Consider the following 22,413-nt stretch of genomic DNA (forward strand, 5'->3'; position numbering starts at 1 on the left):
GGCAAGGGACAACGCCCTTGCCGTGTTGTTTGGGGATGTATAAAATGAACCTATCTCTCGAAAAGTGGCCTACCTACCGCCTCGCTTGGTTTGCCTTGTTTATCACCGCCTTTACCCTGGAAGCTGCTGCTTTATTTTTTCAATATGGCATGGATTTAAAACCATGCATTATGTGCGTTTATCAGCGCACCGCAGTCATGGGGTTGATCTTTGCCGGACTGGTCGGCATGACTATGCCAAAAAACTTTATTGTTCGCGTTGTTGCCTGGGTTTCTTGGGGCGTTTCTGCAATTTGGGGCTTTTTAATTGCGCAGGAACATGCAGATATTCAGGCAAATCCAGAAGATCACTTCTTTTTAACTTGCGATTTTCTGCCTAATTATCCAAGCTGGATGCCACTTCATGAATGGTTCCCACAAGTATTTAATCCAACGGGTGATTGCGGCAATATTGATTGGCAGTTTATTGGGCTGTCGATGCCAGGCTGGATGAGCGTTATCTTCTTAGGCTATGCAGCAGCTTTTATCACTGTTTTTAGCTGGCGTTTATTGAAACTAAGAAAGATATGAGATTGCGAAAGGAACGATTCACTTTCGAGATTAAAGAATCGAGTTAGACTCCTGCTTATGCAGGAGTCAATGCTGTAATTTTATCCATCAGGCTTCTGACAAGCACAATGTCTTGCGCATTGAGTTCCCCTTGGTCGATCGCCTTCAACAAGCTTTGCTCAACATCCGAAAGCAAAGTTTCGATTGTAAAATCTTCCGCTGTGATTTGAAGTTGACCAAGTGCCAAATCAAAGTGACCTCTTAAATAACCGCCTGCAAACAACTCATCATCCGTTCCGTTTTCAACTAATGCATCAAATACTTGATTCGTTTTTTCAATAAATGTATCTAACAACCTTTTTCTCCCATCCCTACATGGTACATGACGTAATCTTGATAACCTGTGACAACTTTCATCAATCCAGATAATGCCTGATCAAGTTGTTCGTCACCTGTATCCGCAATGAGGGGTCTTCCCTCTAATGCCTGAATTTTTTGTTTTGTTGCAAGGATCATTATGTTTTCCTTGCCGATTTGTCGGATAAACGAAGGACTAAGCTGTTGGTTTCCACGGCCAAAAATATGCCCCTGTCCACCAATGAGTGTGATGATCAGTTTCGTAGGGCGACCTTGCGTAAGTTCAATTAATTGACTTGCGGTCACATCACTGGCGACTAGTTGTTCATCTTCAATGATATCTACACCTAAAAGCGTATTCTCAACACCAAGTGTTTCCATAACGGCAGCAACGGTTGAGCCTGACCCCATCACATAGCGGGTCCCTACCTCCATTTCATCGACAATAAATGCAGCTAAATCATCTAAGACCAGCTCTTCTGATTCTTTACCACCCATTTTAACTTGCTGAATATATTGAAGCTCACACGGTGTTGTCATTTCACCGTATCGTTTTGCTTTCACAATGCCATCTCGAAACTGAGATTCATCAATATCCATGACATCGGCTTGCTGGATAGAAACCAACTCACCTTTCAGCATCTTTTCAACAACAAGCCCTGCTGCTTTTGGTGTGATCGCATAAACACCTGAATGAATTTTACAACCAGCGGGAATGCCAATCACAGGAACTTCAATTTCCAACTCTTCCAGTTGATGACAAATGTTTCTTGCTGTGCCATCACCCCCTGCAAATAAAATCAGATCAACCAATCCTGCCATTGCTCTAATTGCGGATTCTGTATCGCTTGGGCAAGTCTCATCACTGGCTGGTCGATAGACTTCATGGGAAATAAAGCCCATTTCCTTGGCAAGTTCATATCCCATTCCAGAGGAAGCGCTAAAAACTTCCATCTGAGCTTGATAAGGCAAAAGTACCGAGAGTGCTTTACTCGCACGATGAGGAGACATTGGTTGTGCCCCCAACGCTTTTGCCTGTTGTAGGATAGATTCACCATCCGTCCCCTTGAGCGCTACACTCCCACCTAAACCTGCGATTGGATTAACGATGAAGCCGACACGTAATTTCTGCATCCTCAACTCGACCTTTAAATTCGAAATCTTTGATTGATAACGGCATCGATATGCCATAGTGTTTTGCGAGCGCCTTCATCAACGTCTCTGCGCGAGGCGGAAAGCCTTGACTGAGGTAGATGCCCACTTGGTCGTAAACTTTCTTTTGAAATGCCAAGCGATCAGGCTCTACACCGTTTAGGTTGTCACAGCTGACTTGAAATGGAAATCCAGCAGCAACAGCCAGCCCCCACTCCACAGCCTGTGGCTTGACTTCAACAACTTCAAATTTGGCTTGCTGAGTTTCATCACGGCCATCTGGACAATACCAATACCCATAGTCTTCCAATAGTCGCCTCGCAGCCCCAGCAATACACCAATGCGCAATCTCATGGAGTGCACTGGCATAATAACCATGCGCAAACACCACACGGTGATAGCAATTGCTTTCATCTGCTGGTAAATATATTGGTTCATCATCTCCTTTGACTAACCGTGTCTGAAAGGTTGACTCAAAAGTCTGATTAAACAGATGAATAATCTCTTCAATTTTATGCTGCATGGGGTAGACATCTATTCACTACAAAACGACCGCATTTTACTGGTTTATCGGTAGAAAGTAAAAAGTCAGTCGAGTCTAGTTCGATAGCCACGACATTGATTTAAAAATCTTATAAAAATCCTTATCCCGCTTGTTCTTTTATCAATGCTGGGTTATAAAATTTGAGCACGCTTGAGGAGACTAACTATGCATGCCGAACCCGCGATGACGAATGATCCAATCCAAAGCAAACTACTACATAAATTGGATAAATTAAGAGAGGACTTCCAGAAAGAGTCCTACCCCTGCCATCAAAAACGAAAAGCAATTCTTCTAGAGCTTAAAGATGGGCTTTTGCGTCATCAAGACGAAATCTGTGAAGCGATTAGCCAGGATTTTGGCCATCGAAGCCATCATGAAACTCGATTACTAGAATTGATGACTGCAATCAACAGCATCAAACATACGGTGAAGCACCTCAAATCATGGGTCAAGCCTCAAAAGCGCCCAGTTCACCTGCTTTTTCAACCTGCCAAGAACAAAATCATGTATCAACCGCTTGGGGTTGTCGGCATCATCGTTCCTTGGAACTACCCACTATTGCTATCCGTCGGTCCATTAATTTCCGCAATCGCAGCCGGCAATAAGGTGATGATGAAACTATCTGAATATACCCCGAACTTTAATGCAGTTCTTAAACGGATCATTCATGATACGATTGGTGAACATTACGTAAGAGTGATCCAAGGGGAAGCAGATGTGGGTGTTGCGTTTTCAACACTGCCATTTGATCACTTACTATTTACGGGTGCAACCTCAGTTGGCCGACATGTCATGCGAGCGGCATCCGAAAACCTGACTCCTGTCACATTAGAGTTAGGCGGAAAATCACCCACAATTATCGCACCAGATGCCAACCTCAAAGAAGCGGTTCCAAGGATCTTGTTTGGCAAGTGTGCAAACGCAGGGCAAACTTGTGTTGCGCCTGACTATATTCTTTGTCCAGCAAACAAAATTGATCATCTTGTCAAAGAAATTCAAGCTAATTTTCAGCGGTTTTATCCAACCGTTGAAGATAACCCGGATTACACAAGCATCATCAATGATAGACAACGAAAGCGATTGTTCGACTGTCTAGATGAAGCTAGTCAAACCGATGCCATCATTATTTCATGCCTTGAGGATGACTATTCCGCCTATCGTGAAAAACAAAAACTCCCTTTACAGTTGATTGTAAATGCTGGCGAATCATTAAAGCTCATGAAAGACGAAATATTTGGCCCTATTCTACCAATCGTCCCTTACGAATCCACAAAGCAAGCATTGCAATATGTTGCAACTCGTCCGAAACCACTTGCTTTGTATCTTTTTTCAAATGATAACTCAACCATTCAACGTTGGATGGAAAATTCTCACAGTGGTGGGGTGACCATCAATGACACGATGATGCATGTCGGTCAGGAAGATCTTCCCTTTGGCGGTATCGGTGCATCTGGTATGGGCCACTACCATGGACATGAAGGCTTTTTAACATTCAGTAAAGCGAAACCCATTCACCAAAAAGGCAAGATTAATAGCGGCCAGTTTGTCTACCCACCCTATCGACGTTCATTACTGAGCCTCGTCTTGAAAGCCTTTATGCGTTGAATCTGGCTCAGGCTGTTCTTTGGACATCATCAGTACAAAGAGCAGCGAAACAAGCGCAACAAGAGCGGCCCATTGGTATGTCCAAAGGGCCCCTGCCCCATTTTGCCAAGTCATGCCAGCCAAATAAGCGCCAATAGCTCCCGCTCCAGAATAGACAAGACCAGCATAAAATGCCTGTGCACGACTGAGTTGATGGGGTTCAAAATAGTCATGAATAAACTGAATTGCGGCTGCATGGGTCATGGCAAAACTGAGTGCATGGATCAACTGGCTGAAGACTAGCAATGGGATGATATGCGGCACAAAGCCAAGAATACACCACCGTAATATGGTAAAGAAAACACAAACTATCAATATTGATTTCACTGACCAGAGACTAAAAAATCGACTCGCATATAGAAAAGCGACGATTTCCGCGAAAACACCGACAGTAATTAAAGCACCGACCCAATATCCCGAAAAATTCAGGTGCTCAGTCAGCAATAACCCAAAGAAACTATTGAAAGGCGCAGTACTGAGTTGCAAGCAAAAAGCATAACAAAAGAAAATGATGAATGGCGTCGTGCACATTCTTTTAATCAGAGAGTTTTTCTTAGAAGTACTTTGAGGTGTAACAGGGCTAGAACGCAAAAAAAAGGCGTTGAGAATCAAACAAATCATGAGCAACATGATCAGCTCTGGCAATCGATGCGAGCCAAACCATTCCAGCCAGACACCAGCAAGGAGAACAGCAACAATAAAACCGAGCGATCCCCATAAGCGGATCTGGCTGTAATTTCGATCAGTACCTTGTGTGATCCCAAGTGAAATGACTTCCATCTGCGGTAAAATTGCAGTCCAAAATAAATTCACCAAGGCTAAGATAATCAAGAGCGGCCAAAAATCTTTGAAGAAAAAAATAAAGCCAAAACTGATGACTGCAAGCATTCCACCAATTTGAATCAGGCGATGTAACTGTCCTTTTTTATCCGCAATTTGCGCCCAAAGTGAAGGACCAATCACACGCATGAGCGTCGCGACACCAAGCAGGATCCCAATATCTTCCGAAGAGAACCCTTCACCACTTAAAAAGATACTCAAGTAAGGAGAAACAACACCTAAAACAGAAAAGAAGAAGAAATATACTGAACTGACCATCCAAAATTGACGTTGATCAGCACTCAACATACACCCTCCCATCACCTAGTATTGAAAGCAGCGCTGTTAAGCACTGCTTTCAAGTATCATTATTTTAGAATAGGCGTATCTGTTTTGACTTGGTGATTTTGTGCCATATTTCTTAAATAATGATCCATGAGAACAATCGCCATCATCGCCTCTGCTATGGGCACTGCACGGATACCAACACATGGGTCATGACGTCCTTTCGTGATAACTTCCGCTGATTCACCCGTTTTCGTCATTGTTTTTCCAGGCACAGTAATGCTGGAAGTTGGCTTGAGGGCAATGGAAGCAATGACATCTTGTCCAGTTGAGATCCCCCCAAGAACTCCACCCGCATGATTGGATTGAAAACCATCCTGTGTCATTTCATCTCGGTGTTCACTTCCTTTTTGTGAAACAACATCGAACCCATCTCCAATTTCAACCCCTTTGACGGCATTAATGCTCATGAGTGCATGCGCAAGATCCGCATCAAGTCGATCAAAAACTGGCTCACCTAAGCCAACTGGGACACCTGATGCAACCACCTGGATCTTCGCGCCAACAGAGTCCCCTGCTTTCATCAGATCTCGCATATAGGTATCCAAATCATCTAATTTATCTTTATCTGGGAAGAAAAATGCATTTTCCTCGACTTGTGACCAATTAAGTTGTTCTGCTTGAACTGGGCCGAGCTGGGTTAAGCAAGCCCGAATCTCTATACCAAGGGTTTCTTTCAAATATTTTTTTGCAATTGCGCCAGCTGCAACTCGGATCGCGGTCTCTCGGGCAGAGGAACGACCACCCCCACGATAATCGCGATGACCATATTTTTGATGGTAGGTATAATCTGCATGGCCTGGACGGAATAAGTCCTGAATAGCAGAGTAATCTTTTGAACGCTGGTCAGTATTCTCAATAAGAACGCCTATCGATGTTCCTGTGGTTTTTCCTTCAAATACGCCAGAAAGAATGCGGACCTCATCGGCCTCACGGCGTTTTGTCGTATACCGTGAAGTGCCTGGTTTGCGGCGGTCTAAGTCATATTGTAAGTCTGACTCAGAAATATCCAGCCCTGGAGGGCAACCATCGATGACACCACCTAGCGCTGGCCCGTGACTCTCTCCAAATGTAGAAACGCGAAATACTTTACCAATTGTATTACCAGCCATGATTATGCTCCTTGAAAAAGATGACGATGTTGTTCTAGTTGAGCCTTTGTGATCACAAGCACACCATGACCGCCTTTTTGAAACTCTACCCATTCAAATGGAACATCCGGATATTGTGCACGAAGGTGCACTTCACTGTTTCCAACTTCCAAGATCATCACCCCGTCATCCGTCATATGATCTGCTGCTTGCGCTAAAATTCGGCGAGGTAACTCCAACCCATCCGCTCCACTCGCCAACCCCATTTCTGGCTCGTGTCGGTATTCATCCGGCAGGCTCTCCATGTCTTCTTCATCGACATAAGGCGGGTTTGAGAGGATCACGTCATATTTCTGCTCACCTAGTGCATCAAAACCGTCAGACAGCATGGGGAAAACTCGGTCAGAGACTCCTAAGGAGTGAATATTCATTTCTGCAACGGTTAATGCTTCTGGAGATAAATCCACAGCATCCACTATCGCATCTTCGAAAACATGTGCAGCTGCAATAGCAATACAACCCGAGCCTGTGCAAAGATCAAGAACATGATGGACAAAGCGTCCTTTCAACCAAGGCTCCAGTTGATTTTCTAATAATTCAGCAATGGGTGAACGTGGCACCAAAACACGCTCGTCAACATAGAATGGTAAACCCATAAAATAAGCTTGGTTCACCAAGTAAGCCGTAGGAACACGTCCGACAACACGCTGCTCGATGAGCGCTGCCAGTGTTGATTTTTCATCCTCAGTGACCTTCGAATTTTGGATGGCAGGATATAATGCATCGTTGAGATGAATCGCATGAGTGACTAAGTAGATTGCTTCATCCCATGGATTATCAGTCCCATGCCCAAAATAGGCACCATATTCTGAGAGGCGAGATGCAGTCCAGCGAACAAAGTCTTGAACCGTGTTCAATTGTTGGCATGCCTGTTGGAAATTAACTTGGGTTATCGAAGCATCAGAAGCTTGCATGATGGGACATTATCCTTTCATTCATAAAATCTACTCGGATCACGCGACAGAGAGGCCGTGCGAACAGAGTAGATTACTGCAACACAATATCGTTTAAAGTCAGTCACCTGAGCTGAGTGTACTCACTGCCAGATGCCTGTATTCGTGCCTTGTCGTTCACGATTTTAACTTTCCGCACTATCTTACCTCAAAAAACAAACAAGGACACCTGCACATCACGATTTTAGCTGCTCAAAATGAACTTCATCACCAAGACCGTTTTTCTTTCCCCTATAGAAATTACTTCAAATGATCTCGAATGAGTGCAATGACGGTTTCTGGCTCTGGTAAGGATGGATGGCCAACCATCTTCTGGAGTGATGCGTCAAAATTTTCATGCCAAAGTGGCTCAATCACATGATAACCGTCCTCTTTGAGCTGAGCGATATTTCTTTTAACGGCTGGTTTTTCCCACATCACAGCCCCCATGACCGGGAAGAATAATACTGAATAACCCGCAGCCATAATCACTGTTGTTAAACGATTCGTGGCACCACCATGTGCAACCGTTGAAAGCGTATTTGCCGTCGCGGGCATGACCGCAACAATATCGTGATCAGCGACAATTCGTGATGGTTTATCTGTCGGCCAGTCCTTCGGATTTTCACCACTGATCACTCTGTCCGCGTAAAGCGCCAGAGTTTCTGGTGGAATGAAGGTCCCTGCATTGGGTGTCATCAAGACCGTTAACGTACAATTGATATTTGATTTAATGGCCATCAAGTATCGGGGTAATAATGCAATATCGACGGATCCGGTTACACCAATTAGGATACGAGGTTTTTGTTGAGTTTTTTCTTCGTTCATCATCAAGTGACTCTATTCGTTTGTTTTATTATATCTGCATCTTTGTAGAAGCAGCGGTTATAAACCAACACTTCGCAGATGGTCCATTTGAGGTGAATAGTTCTCACCCTTTGCATCATACAAAAGCGTTTCCAACTCAACCAAAAATGAGTTGGGTGGCTGATTCTCACGCTCCTTCGGATAGCCTAAAGAAACCTCAGCATGGATCACACCTTCATATATATCCACGCTCGGGAGGTGCAAATGACCATATATCACGAGTTTTGCATTCAGCTGCTCTACCATTTTACGCGTTTTATTCGTCCCACACCAAATTGCAAAGTCAGGGTTTTTCAGTCCATTCGTCGCCTCTTTGATTAAGGGGAAATGACTGACAAGAACAATTGGTTCTTCCGAGTCGAGCTGGCGAAGCCGCTCGTCTGTATAAGCAACTCTTTCATCACACCAATTCATTACACTTTGGTATGGAAATGCTTTTAAGAAAAACTCATCAGAACTCATCGCACCTGAACGCCTTGCTCTTTCCACTGCTTGCAACGCAGTATGATCGGCTGCATTTCTAAATGAGTAATCATATAAAGTAAAAATAGGGGCAATTGTGACGTGGGAGCCATCCTGACAGGTATAACGCAGGAATGGATCTTCTGGTGTCGCAACACCATATCGTCGACAAATCTTGACCAAGTGCTTGTATCTGAGCTCTCCTGGTAATTTCAACTTATCATTGGGTGTACTCCAAAGCTCATGATTTCCAGGTGTCCATATCACTTTTTCAAACCGATCAGCCAGTAAGCTGATCGCCCACTCAAAATCTGACTCTTGTTCAGCGATATCGCCTGCCAGGATCAGCCAGTCATGTTCCGTCTCAGGCCAAAACGCAGATACAACAGCGCGATTTCCGGCATGAGATACATGTAAATCACTCACAGCAAATAACATGCAGCGCTTCCATTTGATTTGTTAAGGTGTACCCGGAGGTGCAACTCCCCAGCCCCATTTCAATATCGTCTCTCGTGTTGGCATTGGTGCACCAGGTTGTGAGTTACTCAGTGCGCGACGGGAGCCAAATTCAATATAGCCGACAAATGCCGCTCGGAATTCTGGATCCTGAGGTAAGTCAACTTCCTCGACCGTTTCCATCATTAATTCAACCCAACGGTCACGTTGTTCTGGTTTGATCGCCCGACCTCGGTGCATTTTAATCATATTTTTAAAACCACCCCGCTCCTCAGTGTAGAGTGGCTCCCCACCAAGGACTTCTTCAAACCACATCGCGACATGCTCATGATGGTCAGGGGGCATATGCTTAAATAAAGGCGCTAGCATTTCATCAACTTCTACTTTTGCATAAAACTTCTTCAATAAACGCCGAAGAACAGGCCGGCCTCCCATCCATTCAAAGATGGTTGGTGTTTCGTTTTCCATTTTGATTTCCTCTTCATAGCTCATCAAAATATCATTCGGATGAGCGAGATAACCTATCTATTTAACCAAGCTCCAAGGTTGCAATCGCATGGATGGATTCTAGTCTTGATTGCGGTAGCTCAGTGCCAATAAACATTCGATTTGTACGAAAAACCTCCTTCATGCCAAGGCTTGTGGCAAATTGGATAAATGTCCCATCATTCGCTTGTGGGGCATCAACCGTTAATTGTGAGCCTTCTGGTAACGAATTGATCCCTTTTTGGAACAGTGATTTCATCAGAGTATCGTTTTCTGTATAGAATGGGCCTATTCGGTACCCTTCAATGGATTTTCTTACACCCAGGATCCCGACAATATTTTCCCCCGAACGTGCTAAAAACCCATGTCGTCCTTCTCCAAAGAACCACTGATTGAGTAAAGCTCTTCTTGAATAACCAAGACATTGCTTGTCGTAGTCAATCACTTCCTCAAGGTTATCCGATGTGATGCACTCGAAATTATCTTCAAAAAAGAGCTGATTTTTATCAATGACACCAACCAGCCTTAACGTTTGATAATGCGTTTTTGCACCCCATCGACCGTAACCACGTTCATACTGCACATTACCATCGCCACCAATACTTCGGCTTCCTGCATGTGTTAACCCTTTATCCAGCAACTTGATACCATAGTTTCGTCCTCTTAATTTGGGATCCACAATAAAGTGCCCCCAATGCGAGTAGCTTTCATCAAAATTGACAAACGAAACTGCAGATACGGGTTTATCGTTTAAAAAGCCAATAAAAAAGCCTGCTGGATCAACTTTGAAAAAGTGTTCAGCATCACCCAAACCGATATTCCATCCCTCTTTGGCTGCCCACTCAATCACATATTGCCATTGAGCTAGCGACGCATTTTCTATCCGAAATAGGTCTTTGTTTATAGCTTCACTTTCAGGCACAGAAACTTCTTCAATCAAATCTTCCAAAATTTCTCCTTAAAGGGCGATACGCCCATTGAATTTCTAAAAAGTGATTGCGAGATACAATCGACAAATCGACAGTATTCACGCAATGTTTTTTCACGATATTTTGTCAATCAACTTATCTGCTTTCACATCAAGCTGAATTATCCAAACTAACATGCGAAAATTGATTAAAACACCTAACTTATTTGCGGCTATTTATTTTAATATCAGCAAGTTAAATCTTTCCCAACTTTATTTTCCATTCAATGTGCGCGATCAACTGTCACCGTATGGATTGCGATGGCATAGCTTTATGGGTTCAGATCAACCAAGCTCCAATGAACCAATGGCACGAATACGCTGAACTTTCGCTTCCACGATGTCACCTTCGTACATTCGGTTTGTACGGAATACTTCTCTAAGACCATAACTTTCTGCAAGTTGTATAAACTCTCCACCATCGGTCTCGGGTGCATCGACGGTCAACTGTGCGCCAGCAGGAAGCTCTGAAAGTATTTGCTGAAATAAAACTTGGAGTGTTTCTAAGTTATCTGCATACAAGGGTCCAGCACGATAACCATCTGTAGATTTTCGAAGCCCAACTAATCCAGATAAGCCATCTTCAGAACGCATCAAATAACCAACTCGCCCTTCTCCGGTAAACCAGTCTTGCAGTAATGAGCGACGTGAATAACCAACTGTATCCTGATCGTATGCAACAACAGCATTGAGGTTCTCAATATCAATACGCTCAATATTTGTATTGTCCTTTGCAGTTACTTCCTCCTCAATAATGCCAATCATCCTCAGTGACTGGTAATGGGTCACAAACCCCCATTTACCATAACTTCGTTCGTATTGGAGGTTTCCATCCCCTCCTTTTGGACGATCGCCTGCATGTTTTAGCGCTTCTTTCCATAATTTTGGACCCCAGCTTTTACCTCGCATATTTTTATCGACGAGATAGTGTCCAATATGCGCATAATCTTCACCAAAATTGACAACCGATACCGCAGCAACAGGCTTTCCATTCAAAAAGCCAATAAAGAATCCTTCTGGATCCACATTAAAAAAGTTGCTGGCATCATCTAGTCCAATATCCCATCCCTCTAATGTTGCCCATTCTGTAACATACTGCCATTGGTTGAGCGTGGCAGTTTCGATTCGCCATTGATCTTTGGTTATTTCATTATTTTCAAGCATACTTACTTCTTCAATCAAACCTTCCACGATTTCTCCTTAGGGGCTATAGGCCCATTGATTTACTGATCACTTCTTGCAGGATCTCACTGGTTCCGCCATAGATCTTCTGCACTCGGCTATTCACCCAGTTTTTTCCTATCTTTGAATCACTCATATAGGCAGAACCACCGTGCAACTGTAAACAACGATCTGCCACCTTGACTTGTAACTCAGTCGTCCACCACTTTACGCGGGCGGCATCTTCCAAACTCAACTTACCTTGATTGAGCTTTTGGATGGCGTCATCCAGATATACGCGAGCAATTTTGACTTCGGTATCCAGCTGAGCAAGGACGAAACGGTTGTATTGAAAGGAGCCAATGGCTTGGCCGAATGCTTTTCGCTCTTTGACGTACTTCACTGTTTCTTGCATCGCCATTTCGGCGCTGGCAACCGCAACGGTTGAAATACTCATACGTTCGCGGGTCATGCCCGTCATAAAGTAGAAACTACCTAGATTCTCACGGCCCAATAGGTTTTCTTTCGGAACGAGACAGTCATTGAAATAAAGCTCAGCTGTATCACTGGCATGCCAGCCTAGTTTTTTCAGTGCGTCCCCACGGGTGAATCCTTCCATTTCTCGCTCAACAACAAATAAGCTGATATTTTGGCCGCGTTGTCCTGCATCTGTTTTCACTGCCACCAAAACCAAATCGGCATTAATCCCATTGGTGATATAAGTTTTACTACCATTTAAACGATAATAATCTCCTTCACGCACCGCCGTTGTTTTGATCTCGGTAGAATCAGAGCCACCGCTTGGCTCCGTGATTGCAATGGCTGCAATTCTTCGCCCAGCACACAAATCAGGCAACCATCGCTCCTGTTGTTCTTGTGTACCAAAAGCGTTGAGATAACTTGCAATGACATCGTTATGAGAAATAATGATGGGTGCTGTGATCCCCGCACGGATCATTTCTTCCGTGAAGACTTGTGCATATCGGAAGTCAGTTTTATCTTGACCGCCAAGTGCTGGCGAAACCCCCATGCCCAATAGTCCTGCACGACCTACTTTTTCCCAAAAACTTCGATCGACGAGTCCTTTTTCTTCCCAATCAGCTTGATGGGGTGCCCCCTCTCGCTCAAGAAATTCTCGGCATGTCGCTCGAAAATCGGAAAATTGATCCTGAGTCGTTTTCACAATCTGTTACTCCTTCGGTTGAATAAATGCTTGTTCGGCAACATGCCAGTGTTGATAAATCGCGAAATGATCACCATCGATTCTGACTAATGTTGCCGTTGCAGAAGTATGATTTTCCCAAGCGGTCATCTTTTCTAACGGGATGTGGACATCTTGTGTTGCAGAAATCAATGTGAGTGGTTGTGCAACCTGAAGTTGACCCATCGTCACAAACTGACTCCGCACGATATAGTCATCACGCAACTGTGCCACTAAACGACGAGAGAGCGCAGGTTCATTGAGTATTGCTAAAGGGGTTGCCTGATCATCTTTCATTTTTTGCAGGATCTGTGCATCAGACCAAGTGTGTAAATCATCCAAATCTTGAACACACGGTGCAATCGCGCCTGAGATCACACTTCGCATAGGCAGCATTTGGTACTTTCTGTGCAGCACTTCCGTGACGACAGCACTGATCACCCCACCAAAACTATGACCGAATGTCATCCATTTAGTGATCCCTTTTTCTTGTTGGCGTCGAAAGTCCGCAACAATGTTTTCTGCCAAAACTTCAGCAAGTAAGGTTAAGTCTTGAATACTGCTTTGATTGCCTAAACTCCCTCTTCCTGGTATTTCTACGGGTTGAAAAACAAAAGAAGCATGATCTTTCGCTTTGTTTTGCCAAGGTCGATAAACGCCCGCACCTGCACCAGCATGCGGAAATGCGTAAATGACGCACGTTGGTGAACTCATTGATTCCCCCTCTCGATGAGCATATTTGCGACCTTTTCTGCCATCATGATGGTAGTGAGATTGGTCGGCATAGATGGAATTGCAGGAAATAAAGAAGCATCTGCAACCGTTACACCGTCGATACCTTGTACCCGCCCATCTTGGTGTGCTGCGGTTTGTGGGTCTTCAGGTTGCCCCATTCGTACAGTTCCCGATGCATGCCAACCTGGATTCACGAGATTCTTAATGGCATTGTGCATCACCACATCATTGTCAATCATCGCATCTGTCCAAAATTGGACTCCATCAAGAAATACACTCACTTCAGGGTGCTTTAAAACACGCCACATTTTTCGGACTGCACCAACGAGCCGCGCAATATCTGCTTCGTTCTCTCGCAACGGTAAGTCAATTTGTGCAAGGGACTGTGAGTCTTGTGAATCAATAAAAACATTACCTCTGACTTCAGGCCTCATCAGCATTGCAGAGGCCCCAACGAGCATTGGATAGGCCACTCGGTCACGGAAACTCGGGACGGTTGCACTATCCATATTATTCAGTAGTCCAATTTGCACATCGACTTGGTTGTCATAACCACTGTCGATTCGCGCTGCAACCTGACGCCATGGCAAACCATGTGTACACACACCCGCTTTTGGGAGCGCCCATAACACGACAGATACATGATCCATCAAATTCTTTCCAACGGCTGGCAAGTCAGCAATGACGGGGATATTGAGTGCATTTAAGTGTTTTGCATCACCAATTCCAGAGCGTTGCAAAATAGCTGCTGTCCCAATTGCTCCAGCACACAAGATCACTTGTGGAGAATGGAATTCTTCGGTTTCGTTTTCCCGAACGATTTGAACGCCTGTCGCTGTTTTACCGTCGAATAAAATTTTGGCAACTTGCCCCTCTGTAATGAGGGCTAAATTTGCGCGTTCTCTGGCTTCTTCGAGGTAGGAACGATTGACATCGAACCGCTCAGCTTTATCACCAACATTGGCAGGTACAAGCCCAACACCTTGCGCTTCCCCTTGATTCAAGTCATCGGTATAGGGGATCCCTTCGTCTTGACAGGCTTGAGAAAATGCTGCATCGAGCGAGTGTAACTCTTCATCCGATGGACGCCTTAAACGCATGGGACCTTGTTGGCCATGCGCTGGATGCTCAGGGAAATCTACATCCGTTTCCAGGTGACGAAACCATGGAAGGACATTCTCCCAAGACCACTGTGGACACCCCATGGATGCCCACTTTTCAAAGTCACTGGGGAAAGTTCGCAATGCAACCGCCCCATTGACTGCTGACGATCCACCAACAACCTTACCAACTTTATACCCGAATAACTTACGTCCGGTCGGGTTAGGCTGGTCTACTTTCGGACCGTTATATAAGTTGGTCAGTCGATCTTCTCGAGTTAAATTAGCTTGATAGTCCCAGTTATACCCCTCAAGCACTAAACGCGAGGCGTCTCGTAACGGACTTTTCGGATCATGCACATCAGAAGCAGGACCCGCTTCTATGAGTAAGACAGACTTTGTTGTATCTTCTGAGAGCCGGGCGGCCATCACACAGCCTGATGAACCCGCCCCAACAACGATATAATCAAAGTGTTTGTTCCCAGCAGCTGTGCTCATACCACCTCCGCTAGCTTTGCTTCTGCTGACTCACTTTCAACCAGCGCTTCTATGATTTGGGAGAAGGTTTGAATGCTTGCATTCATAAACAAGCCTTCAATCATGTCCTGCTCCTGAGCTGGTGTGACATCAAATGCCTCACGAAGCGCACCCAATAAAGCAACTGCATGTAGTGAGTCCCCACCAATATCGAAGAAACCACTGGTCACATCAAAGTCATCGTGTTCCAGTTGATCGCACCATATTTGGAGTAATTTCCTTTGAATGTCGTTCTCAGGCTCTACACGCCCACCACGCTCTACTCCCCCTTCCGGCCAAGGTGTTGGCAATCCTGCCCGGTCAATTTTTCCATTACTTGTCAATGGCATATGAGACAAAAATACGTAGTAACTTGGCAACATATACGAAGGAAGTTTATCCTGAACAATGTCTTTCAACTGAGTTTGCAGTACATCTTCATTCACTGCTTCATTCGACTCTTCAGGAAGGATATAAGCAACAATATGCCGCTGACCTGTTTTGGGATGCATGGGTGCATCCATCACAACATGGCATGTTTGTTCGTGGTCAAGAAGACACGCTTCGATTTCTCCAAGCTCAACACGATAGCCATTAATTTTTACCTGATTATCTTCACGGCCTAGAATTTCAATGACACCATCTTCAGTGTATCGTCCCAAGTCACCTGTTTTGTATAAACGTTCACCTGTCTCAGGATGGTCAAAGAAACGTAAATTGGTTTTTTCTGGGTCAGCTAGATAACCTTGAGCAACACCCACACCAGCGATATAAAGCTCGCCTGTCACCCACTTTGGACTTGGTGACATCCAGTCATTGAATACGTGGAATTTCTGGTTTGCGAGTGGTTTTCCGTAAGGAATGCTCGTCCACTGTGCCTCAACTTGTTGAATTGGATAATAGATTGACCAAATCGATCCTTCTGTCGCACCCCCTAAGCTGATAATCGAGACATCTGGGAGTGACTCTCTGGTTCGCTCTGGAAGGTCAACCGGGATCCAGTCTCCACTCATCAGAATTAAGCGTAATTGAGTATTCACCAATTCCGCACCACATCGATCCACAAGCGCTTTTACCGGGGCAGGTACACTATTCCAGATAGTGACATGATGGTCTGTCAGCGTATTGCACCATGCCTGCATATCTTGTGGTGATTCACTTGGTTGGAAGACCACACGGCCACCAGCTCCAAGTACGCCGAAATAATCATATACCGATAAGTCAAAGCCTGCTGGTGCAATGGAAAAGACGGCATCGTCTTTCGTGACCTGGAATTTTTGATTAATATCTTGAACCGTATTTGATGCATTTCGGTGGGAGATCATGACCCCCTTCGGCTCCCCAGTTGAGCCAGAAGTGAATATGACATAAGCCAATTCGTCTACATGCTGTTCTGGCGAATGGACCTCAGATGGATAAGAAAGTGTTTGTGGCGCATCGATATCAATGCGTAATCTCTCGTTCGAGGCCTCATCAGTTGGTAGTGCATCACTCATCGACACAACACACTTTGACTGACAACGTTGCATGAGCTTTTCTCGTCGTTGCGCTGGAAGTGTTGGGTCAATTGCAACGTAGGCAGCACCAGCCATTAAGATGCCAAGTATACCGACTATCAGTTCTGGACTTTGTGGAATCGAAACCGCAATCATATCACCAGATTCGACCGGCACTTCTTCTTGGATCCTTGCTGCAACCCGACTGGCCAGCTCAACCAGCTCAGCATAACTCATCTGCTGGTCGCCTTGAATAATCGCGATAGAATCTGGTGATTGTACTGCCGCATCAAGGATCAAATGATGCAATAGCTTCGGTGGAATATCGGTTACTGTATTATTCGCAAGCACGCGTGCGTTGAAATCACTCAGAGGAAGCTGAACAACACTCCCGGTTTGCTCCCATATTGCCTCTTGCGTGGCAACTTCATGGAGTAGTTTTTCGTAAGCTTCGAACATCACCTGAATCATCCCATCAGGGAAAAGTCCATCGATGAAGTTCCAGTTCACATTGAGAACACCATCCACAAGTGTCAGTTGGTTTTCCAGCCAAAGCTGCGGTGTTTGGTTGCTGCTATAGACTTGTGTTGCACCTTCCCATTTGAAGCCTTTCACTACATCTTCAAGGTTTGCATCCAGCGTATTACTAAAAACAACAGGCGCAGAAGCCGCACGGTTTTCACCACGTTGTGCAGTCAGATCTCGTAAAACCTGAACACCGTTGTATGATGCGTGCAAACGATGCATAAACAAATCGGTCTGAAGTTGAGTAAACCGTTCTGTTAAGCTCTGTTCTTTTTGACTTGTTACGCCAAATAGCATTGGCTGTAGGAAATTCCCCACACAAGATTCAATGTTGTCAAAGTAAGGACGACGCCCCAATTGCGTCAATGTAATGGTAAAGTTCTGACGTTTTGACCATTGGCGTATCACCTCGGTGTAAGCCCCTAGAAAAACTGACTCCAGCGTGATGCCAAATCGATTTGCAGCTTTTTGGATCTGGGTCAGATGATTCGGTTTAATTTCAATGGAGAGGCGATTAAACTTTGGACGAGACAGAAGCTCTGGGGATGTTTTTAACGGCAGCTCTGGTGACATCGGTAAACGTTCAAGTTGCTCAGTCCAATACTGTTGATCTCTCAATCCTTGCGGGTTACCCTGTAAACTTCTTTCTTCCTTCAAATACGCTTGGAACGAAGGTTGAGCAGAATGTTGTACTGAACCATGTTCATAAAACTGCTGCCAATCACGAAGAACCAGCTGCACGCTATGCATATCCATAAACATTAAATCAAAATTAAAATGCAAGCGCATGCGATCTTGACTAGTTTGCGTGACACGAATATCCATCGAAGGCACTTTCTCAACAGACAGCACTGTATTTTCCATTTCGTTTCGAGTCCGACTCAGTTGTGCTTCTTGCTCATGTAGCGTTAGGTCCGATGCATCTTGGAATGCAATTTCATAGGCATCAACTTCTGGTAATACTGACTGCTGTCCACCCGCCGTGACAACAGTTCTCAGTGCCGGATGTAACTGGATGACCTGATTTAAAGCATGATTTAATCGCGCCAAATCCATGGTTTTGATATCCCATTCCAGATACAAGCTACTGGAGCGTCCTCCTAATTCGAGGCCCGGATTTCGACCGATAAGATAAGCATATTGAATATCAGTTAATGGAAAATTTGTGCCTTCAAGCGCTTTTGGATCCGATGAAGTGCCTGTATTGGACTCCAAAGGTAATCGATTCGTCAGTAAATCTTTAAACTGTTGTCTATGAAGGGATAAGTCCTGTTCAGGAAAGCCTTGCTCTGGATCAATGTTAACCTGACCATTCTTCACAAGGACCTGTACCCCTATCTTGTCAATTTCTGTTAGCAAACTACGCATTCGTCATTCCTTCCTTTCAATTATTGAATGAATAAACAAACTAATCCGCTACAACAAACTTCAACGAAAATTAGATATTTCTTAGGCTAACCCATACAGCGATCGCAAATCATACAACTTGATCAATTTGGGCTTCGATCAAAAACATAACGTACTGATATAATTTCAAATATTACTGATGTCTATGACAAGTAATAATCATTCAAAAAGCGATTCAACCTTGTGGCGGTTGCCAATATAATTGCTTTTCATGCTAGTAGGTATGATTTAGGGACGAAAAGTTTCATAAGTTTTGATAACCAGTTGAATATAGACTAATTTATACTCATCATATTAATGATTAATGGTTAGCTATTAATCATTATTTAAATGCATGTAATTACAATATAAGGCACTTATTACTGATTAAAATTAATCATATATCAGTATTTTAAAGAAATAATTATATTTTTTTGAAACAAGTAAGAATGTTTCAATTTGTACAACTATTCTTAAATCATTGACTATCATCAGCCCCTGTTACAGAAACATATTGATTGACATGAAGATTTATCTACCGCATGATTCCAAGCGCTGTAATCACTGATTTTTGTTACTTTTCAACACACTGAGCCAGTCGATTCACTCTGTCGTTCCAAGTGGTTTATCAAAACTGGTCACGATTATGAGAGAGGTTATTCATGAATGAAGCGTTAGGATTCTGGATCCATGCACTACTCATTGGCCTTGGCGCAACACTGATTATGGATCTTTGGGCTTTGCTCCAAAAGCGTCTATTTGGCATTCCTTCATTAAACTACGCCATGGTTGGCCGCTGGGTTGGTTATTTTCCACGTGGACAGTTTAAACACCAAAATATTGGACAATCTGAGCCAATTAAGGGCGAGGCAATCATCGGTTGGAGCCTTCACTATATCATCGGCGTTATCTTTGCAGCCATACTTTTAGCTATTTGGGGACTTGGCTGGGCACATCATCCTACGATTTTCCCTGCACTGATTATTGGAATTGCAACTATTGCAGCACCATTTTTTATGATGCAACCTGGTATGGGGGCTGGCATTGCGGCATCTAAAACACCGCAACCCAATGTCATGCGGCGCCGAAGTCTCATTGCTCATGCATCATTTGGGATTGGGTTATATTTGTCCGCGATTGTTTTATCATTATTCCTTCAACCTTAAAGAGCCACCCCTTATTAGTATGATGAGTGACTGTACTATTGTACTTCACTCATCAAATCAGTCTTTATTCGTATTTTACCCTTTCTGTATATCGCCCTCGAAAATTATTCGTCACTTTCTATTTTTCACCCAAGTGCTATACCTCTTATGGGTAAATAAAAAATTGGAATATTCTGAGGCTTACAATGAAAATGCGATTGATTTCGCTCGCTATTTCGAGCTTGATTGCCTGGCAACACGCAATTGCCAATGAAAAAGATACTGCTGCTGAATCTTTTTCTGAACTGAGCTTAGAAGACTTGCTCGACATCGAAATCACGACAGCATCAAAGACCGCAGAAAAAATCGATACAGCACCTGCGACTGTCTATCTCATTACAGCAAACGATATCAAGAATAACGGCTACACATCACTGAGTGAAGCCATTGCGAATATCCCGGGTGTTACCCCAATCGAACTTGGGTTCTTCTCATTTGGTGGTCAGCGTGGTTTTTTGAATAACTTTTCTCAAACGCTTATCTTGGTTGACGGTCGAGAAATGCAAAACTTGATCGCTGCAGAGACTTTCCTCAGTTATCAATTTGCAACCCACAACATCAAGCAGATTGAAGTCATGAATGGCCCTGGTTCTCCGCTTTATGGTGCGAATGCTTATGTGGGTGTCATTAATATCATCACCAAGAGCAACGACAAAAACTACGATGGCACTGAATTTCATATGGAGGAAGGTACAGAAGATACATCCGCTTATAGCATCATTTTAGGTAAGAAATTTGGTGACTTACGTATTGGTGCCAGTGCCAGAATATTTGAGACAGATAATTGGGATTTTGGTGACTTTGTTCAAGATAAAAAGAACTTTTCAGATGGTTTTTCTAAAGATCAACAAGAAGGGAATAATCTCCATAGTGCCGGCTACATAAATCACGCTCGCGCAGAGCCTCTTTCATGGCAAATTCGCTATAAATCCGTATACGTTGGACAGGAATCTTTCTTTATGCGTAGCGGAAAAGGACTAGAAAATGTTGCTGCGGATTATGCCAACCAAAGAGATTATCGGCGGATGCGGATGAATTATATCGGTTGGGAAAAAGGCTATGATGGCATCGGTGATTTTAAAGTTGAATATAAACGTTACAAGGAGTGGTTTTGGGGAAATAACTATCGGTTCACTCAAGAAAAGTTTGATGAAATCATGAAGATCCGCGCAGAGGATCCAGATTCAACATTAGGGCCTGATGATAAACTCACAACAGAAGAGATCCACGAGCATTTTCTTGATACTTATAGCCAAGAAAACAGTTCTGGCTCAACAAGAGACGTTTACGATCTCCAATATCATAATCGATGGGAAGGAGATTGGGATTTGATCGTCGGCTTTACCTATGATCGTTTGGATATTATGGGCATTTCTTTATCAAGTATTACACTCTCGCCAGACTTTAATGAAACCCGGTCAAATGAGAACTCGATGCGTAGACCGTTTTATCTTTCCAGTAAGCGTTCTTTATATTTGCAATTAAGAAAGCCATTTTTTGAGGATAAACTGCATGTCACATTAGGCGCAAGACGTGATGACCACAGTCAATATGGCAGTGTAAATACGTTTAGAAGTGGTTTTGTCTATCAAGTGGCAGATAAAACTTACCTTAAAGCGCTTTACGGACAAGCATTCCGCGAGCCAAATATTTTTGAAAAAGGCGCACAGGTTGATCCTTCAATTCCCCCAAATACCAGCTTACAGCCGGCGGAAATTGATAATTATGAACTCTCCGTTCACCACAGCTTTAACGAATATATGAAAGGGAATATGACTATATTCAAAAGTGATGCAACAAACCAGATCGTGCCTGAATTCACAACTAAATTTACAAACTCTTCAGATAGCTTCACCATTAACGGACTGGAGGCCATGTTGTATTATAAATATGGCGCTTGGTTTGGTGATGTTGCCTACACCTTTATCGATCCGGATGCCTCAATGGTCGGAGAGAAGAAAGTCGACAATTTGAATATTTACCCACATCGGTTAAGCTTTGGGGTGAATTACAACTTCACACCACACATCCGGCTGAACAACCGGACAAACTTCTTTAGCAAACTGACCGCAGAGCATGGAAATCCAGCCCTGACAGAAACCTTTGATATTGATAGAACTTTCGTCAGTAACTTCACATTATCCTTCCATGACTATATGTACAACGACTTATCCATGAATGCACAGTTGAGTATCAAAAATGCATTTGATGAAGAGTACTTCCAGCCGAATGTGAGAAATGGTGGACCAAAACAGTTTATGCAACCTGGTCGGCAGTTTATGTTCCGAATGATTTTGAAGTATTAAAACGCGTTATTGAAAGCAAAAAGCTCGGGATATCCCGAGCTTTTTTATGAAG

At 43.8% G+C, this 22,413-nt stretch carries 19 protein-coding genes; 4 read left to right on the forward strand and 15 right to left on the reverse strand.

Features of this window, described 5'->3' with window-relative positions; all coding sequences use genetic code 11:
* The first annotated feature begins 44 nt into the window (after positions 1–44).
* Positions 45–569: a disulfide bond formation protein DsbB gene (gene dsbB, locus C505_RS0107285; protein WP_018691938.1), complete on the forward strand. Its 525-nt coding sequence runs from the start codon at positions 45–47 to the stop codon at positions 567–569.
* A gap of 55 nt (positions 570–624) precedes the next feature.
* Here dsbB and C505_RS0107290 read toward each other — a convergent pair whose 3' ends face one another.
* The 3 genes from C505_RS0107290 to C505_RS0107300 are packed head-to-tail and all read right to left on the reverse strand — an operon-like array spanning position 625 to position 2,580.
* Entirely contained in the window at positions 625–903 is a 279-nt protein-coding gene (locus C505_RS0107290) for a YfcL family protein (RefSeq protein ID WP_018691939.1), read from the reverse strand.
* The gene (locus C505_RS0107295) at positions 897–2,039 is read right to left on the reverse strand and encodes an ATP-NAD kinase family protein (RefSeq protein WP_018691940.1); all 1,143 of its coding nucleotides are present in this window, start codon (positions 2,037–2,039) and stop codon (positions 897–899) included. The genes C505_RS0107290 and C505_RS0107295 overlap by 7 nt, the downstream gene beginning before the upstream one ends.
* Positions 2,008–2,580: an elongation factor P hydroxylase gene (locus C505_RS0107300; protein ID WP_018691941.1), complete on the reverse strand. Its 573-nt coding sequence runs from the start codon at positions 2,578–2,580 to the stop codon at positions 2,008–2,010. The genes C505_RS0107295 and C505_RS0107300 overlap by 32 nt, the downstream gene beginning before the upstream one ends.
* Before the next feature lie 186 nt (positions 2,581–2,766).
* Here C505_RS0107300 and C505_RS0107305 point away from each other — a divergent pair, with 186 nt between their 5' ends.
* The gene (locus C505_RS0107305; protein ID WP_018691942.1) at positions 2,767–4,206 is read left to right on the forward strand and encodes a coniferyl aldehyde dehydrogenase; all 1,440 of its coding nucleotides are present in this window, start codon (positions 2,767–2,769) and stop codon (positions 4,204–4,206) included.
* On the opposite strand, the gene C505_RS21720 is transcribed toward C505_RS0107305, so the two are convergent.
* The 12 genes from C505_RS21720 to C505_RS0107365 all read right to left on the reverse strand — a co-directional run bounded on the left by C505_RS21720 (position 4,171) and on the right by C505_RS0107365 (position 18,832).
* Positions 4,171–5,373 (reverse strand): MFS transporter, encoded by a 1,203-nt coding sequence (locus C505_RS21720; RefSeq protein ID WP_018691943.1) that lies wholly within the window; start codon positions 5,371–5,373, stop codon positions 4,171–4,173. The two genes, C505_RS0107305 and C505_RS21720, sit on opposite strands and share 36 nt — an antisense overlap.
* Positions 5,374–5,432: 59 nt before the next feature.
* A complete protein-coding gene (aroC, locus tag C505_RS0107315) occupies positions 5,433–6,521 on the reverse strand; it encodes a chorismate synthase (RefSeq protein ID WP_018691944.1) in 1,089 nt (362 codons plus the stop codon).
* 2 nt (positions 6,522–6,523) lie between these two features.
* On the reverse strand, positions 6,524–7,453 hold the full coding sequence (gene prmB / locus C505_RS0107320; RefSeq protein WP_026317811.1) for a 50S ribosomal protein L3 N(5)-glutamine methyltransferase: 930 nt from the start codon (positions 7,451–7,453) through the stop codon (positions 6,524–6,526).
* Positions 7,454–7,753: 300 nt separating this feature from the next.
* Positions 7,754–8,323 (reverse strand): flavoprotein, encoded by a 570-nt coding sequence (locus tag C505_RS0107325; RefSeq protein ID WP_018691946.1) that lies wholly within the window; start codon positions 8,321–8,323, stop codon positions 7,754–7,756.
* Positions 8,324–8,377: 54 nt separating this feature from the next.
* Positions 8,378–9,259, reverse strand: coding sequence for a metallophosphoesterase family protein (locus C505_RS0107330; RefSeq protein WP_018691947.1), 882 nt, complete (start codon positions 9,257–9,259; stop codon positions 8,378–8,380).
* Between the two features lie 21 nt (positions 9,260–9,280).
* On the reverse strand, positions 9,281–9,745 hold the full coding sequence (locus C505_RS0107335) for a group II truncated hemoglobin (RefSeq protein ID WP_018691948.1): 465 nt from the start codon (positions 9,743–9,745) through the stop codon (positions 9,281–9,283).
* A 61-nt stretch (positions 9,746–9,806) separates the two neighbouring features.
* Positions 9,807–10,712 carry a GNAT family N-acetyltransferase gene (locus C505_RS0107340; RefSeq protein ID WP_018691949.1) on the reverse strand — a complete coding sequence of 302 codons (906 nt, stop codon included), beginning with the start codon at positions 10,710–10,712 and terminating at the stop codon, positions 9,807–9,809.
* Positions 10,713–11,015: 303 nt separating this feature from the next.
* A complete protein-coding gene (locus C505_RS0107345) occupies positions 11,016–11,921 on the reverse strand; it encodes a GNAT family N-acetyltransferase (RefSeq protein ID WP_018691950.1) in 906 nt (301 codons plus the stop codon).
* A 16-nt stretch (positions 11,922–11,937) separates the two neighbouring features.
* The gene (locus C505_RS0107350; protein ID WP_018691951.1) at positions 11,938–13,074 is read right to left on the reverse strand and encodes an acyl-CoA dehydrogenase family protein; all 1,137 of its coding nucleotides are present in this window, start codon (positions 13,072–13,074) and stop codon (positions 11,938–11,940) included.
* A 6-nt stretch (positions 13,075–13,080) separates the two neighbouring features.
* The gene (locus tag C505_RS0107355; protein WP_018691952.1) at positions 13,081–13,806 is read right to left on the reverse strand and encodes a thioesterase II family protein; all 726 of its coding nucleotides are present in this window, start codon (positions 13,804–13,806) and stop codon (positions 13,081–13,083) included.
* Positions 13,803–15,425, reverse strand: coding sequence for a GMC family oxidoreductase (locus C505_RS0107360; RefSeq protein WP_018691953.1), 1,623 nt, complete (start codon positions 15,423–15,425; stop codon positions 13,803–13,805). Before C505_RS0107360 ends, C505_RS0107355 begins: the two co-directional genes overlap by 4 nt.
* The gene (locus C505_RS0107365; protein WP_018691954.1) at positions 15,422–18,832 is read right to left on the reverse strand and encodes a non-ribosomal peptide synthetase; all 3,411 of its coding nucleotides are present in this window, start codon (positions 18,830–18,832) and stop codon (positions 15,422–15,424) included. Before C505_RS0107365 ends, C505_RS0107360 begins: the two co-directional genes overlap by 4 nt.
* 680 nt (positions 18,833–19,512) lie before the next feature.
* Here C505_RS0107365 and C505_RS0107370 point away from each other — a divergent pair.
* Both C505_RS0107370 and C505_RS0107375 read left to right on the forward strand, forming a co-directional pair.
* Entirely contained in the window at positions 19,513–20,016 is a 504-nt protein-coding gene (locus tag C505_RS0107370; RefSeq protein WP_018691955.1) for a DUF2938 domain-containing protein, read from the forward strand.
* 185 nt (positions 20,017–20,201) lie between these two features.
* A complete protein-coding gene (locus C505_RS0107375) occupies positions 20,202–22,361 on the forward strand; it encodes a TonB-dependent receptor plug domain-containing protein (protein WP_018691956.1) in 2,160 nt (719 codons plus the stop codon).
* The last annotated feature ends 52 nt before the right edge of the window (positions 22,362–22,413 follow it).

It is taken from the genome of Algicola sagamiensis DSM 14643 (genome assembly GCF_000374485.1).
In the GTDB taxonomy this organism is placed as follows: domain Bacteria; phylum Pseudomonadota; class Gammaproteobacteria; order Enterobacterales; family Alteromonadaceae; genus Algicola; species Algicola sagamiensis.

Excerpts from the sequence above, each read along its gene's own strand:
- C505_RS0107295 (WP_018691940.1), bottom strand. The coding sequence starts at position 2,039 with ATGCAGAAATTACGTGTCGGCTTCATCGTTAATCCAATCGCAGGTTTA.
- C505_RS0107325 (WP_018691946.1), bottom strand. The coding sequence starts at position 8,323 with ATGATGAACGAAGAAAAAACTCAACAAAAACCTCGTATCCTAATTGGT.
- C505_RS0107370 (WP_018691955.1), top strand. The coding sequence starts at position 19,513 with ATGAATGAAGCGTTAGGATTCTGGATCCATGCACTACTCATTGGCCTT.
- C505_RS0107355 (WP_018691952.1), bottom strand. The coding sequence starts at position 13,806 with ATGAGTTCACCAACGTGCGTCATTTACGCATTTCCGCATGCTGGTGCA.
- C505_RS0107360 (WP_018691953.1), bottom strand. The coding sequence starts at position 15,425 with ATGAGCACAGCTGCTGGGAACAAACACTTTGATTATATCGTTGTTGGG.
- C505_RS0107335 (WP_018691948.1), bottom strand. The coding sequence starts at position 9,745 with ATGGAAAACGAAACACCAACCATCTTTGAATGGATGGGAGGCCGGCCT.
- C505_RS0107375 (WP_018691956.1), top strand. The coding sequence starts at position 20,202 with ATGAAAATGCGATTGATTTCGCTCGCTATTTCGAGCTTGATTGCCTGG.
- C505_RS21720 (WP_018691943.1), bottom strand. The coding sequence starts at position 5,373 with ATGTTGAGTGCTGATCAACGTCAATTTTGGATGGTCAGTTCAGTATAT.
- C505_RS0107365 (WP_018691954.1), bottom strand. The coding sequence starts at position 18,832 with ATGCGTAGTTTGCTAACAGAAATTGACAAGATAGGGGTACAGGTCCTT.
- dsbB (WP_018691938.1), top strand. The coding sequence starts at position 45 with ATGAACCTATCTCTCGAAAAGTGGCCTACCTACCGCCTCGCTTGGTTT.
- C505_RS0107330 (WP_018691947.1), bottom strand. The coding sequence starts at position 9,259 with ATGTTATTTGCTGTGAGTGATTTACATGTATCTCATGCCGGAAATCGC.
- C505_RS0107305 (WP_018691942.1), top strand. The coding sequence starts at position 2,767 with ATGCATGCCGAACCCGCGATGACGAATGATCCAATCCAAAGCAAACTA.
- C505_RS0107300 (WP_018691941.1), bottom strand. The coding sequence starts at position 2,580 with ATGCAGCATAAAATTGAAGAGATTATTCATCTGTTTAATCAGACTTTT.
- aroC (WP_018691944.1), bottom strand. The coding sequence starts at position 6,521 with ATGGCTGGTAATACAATTGGTAAAGTATTTCGCGTTTCTACATTTGGA.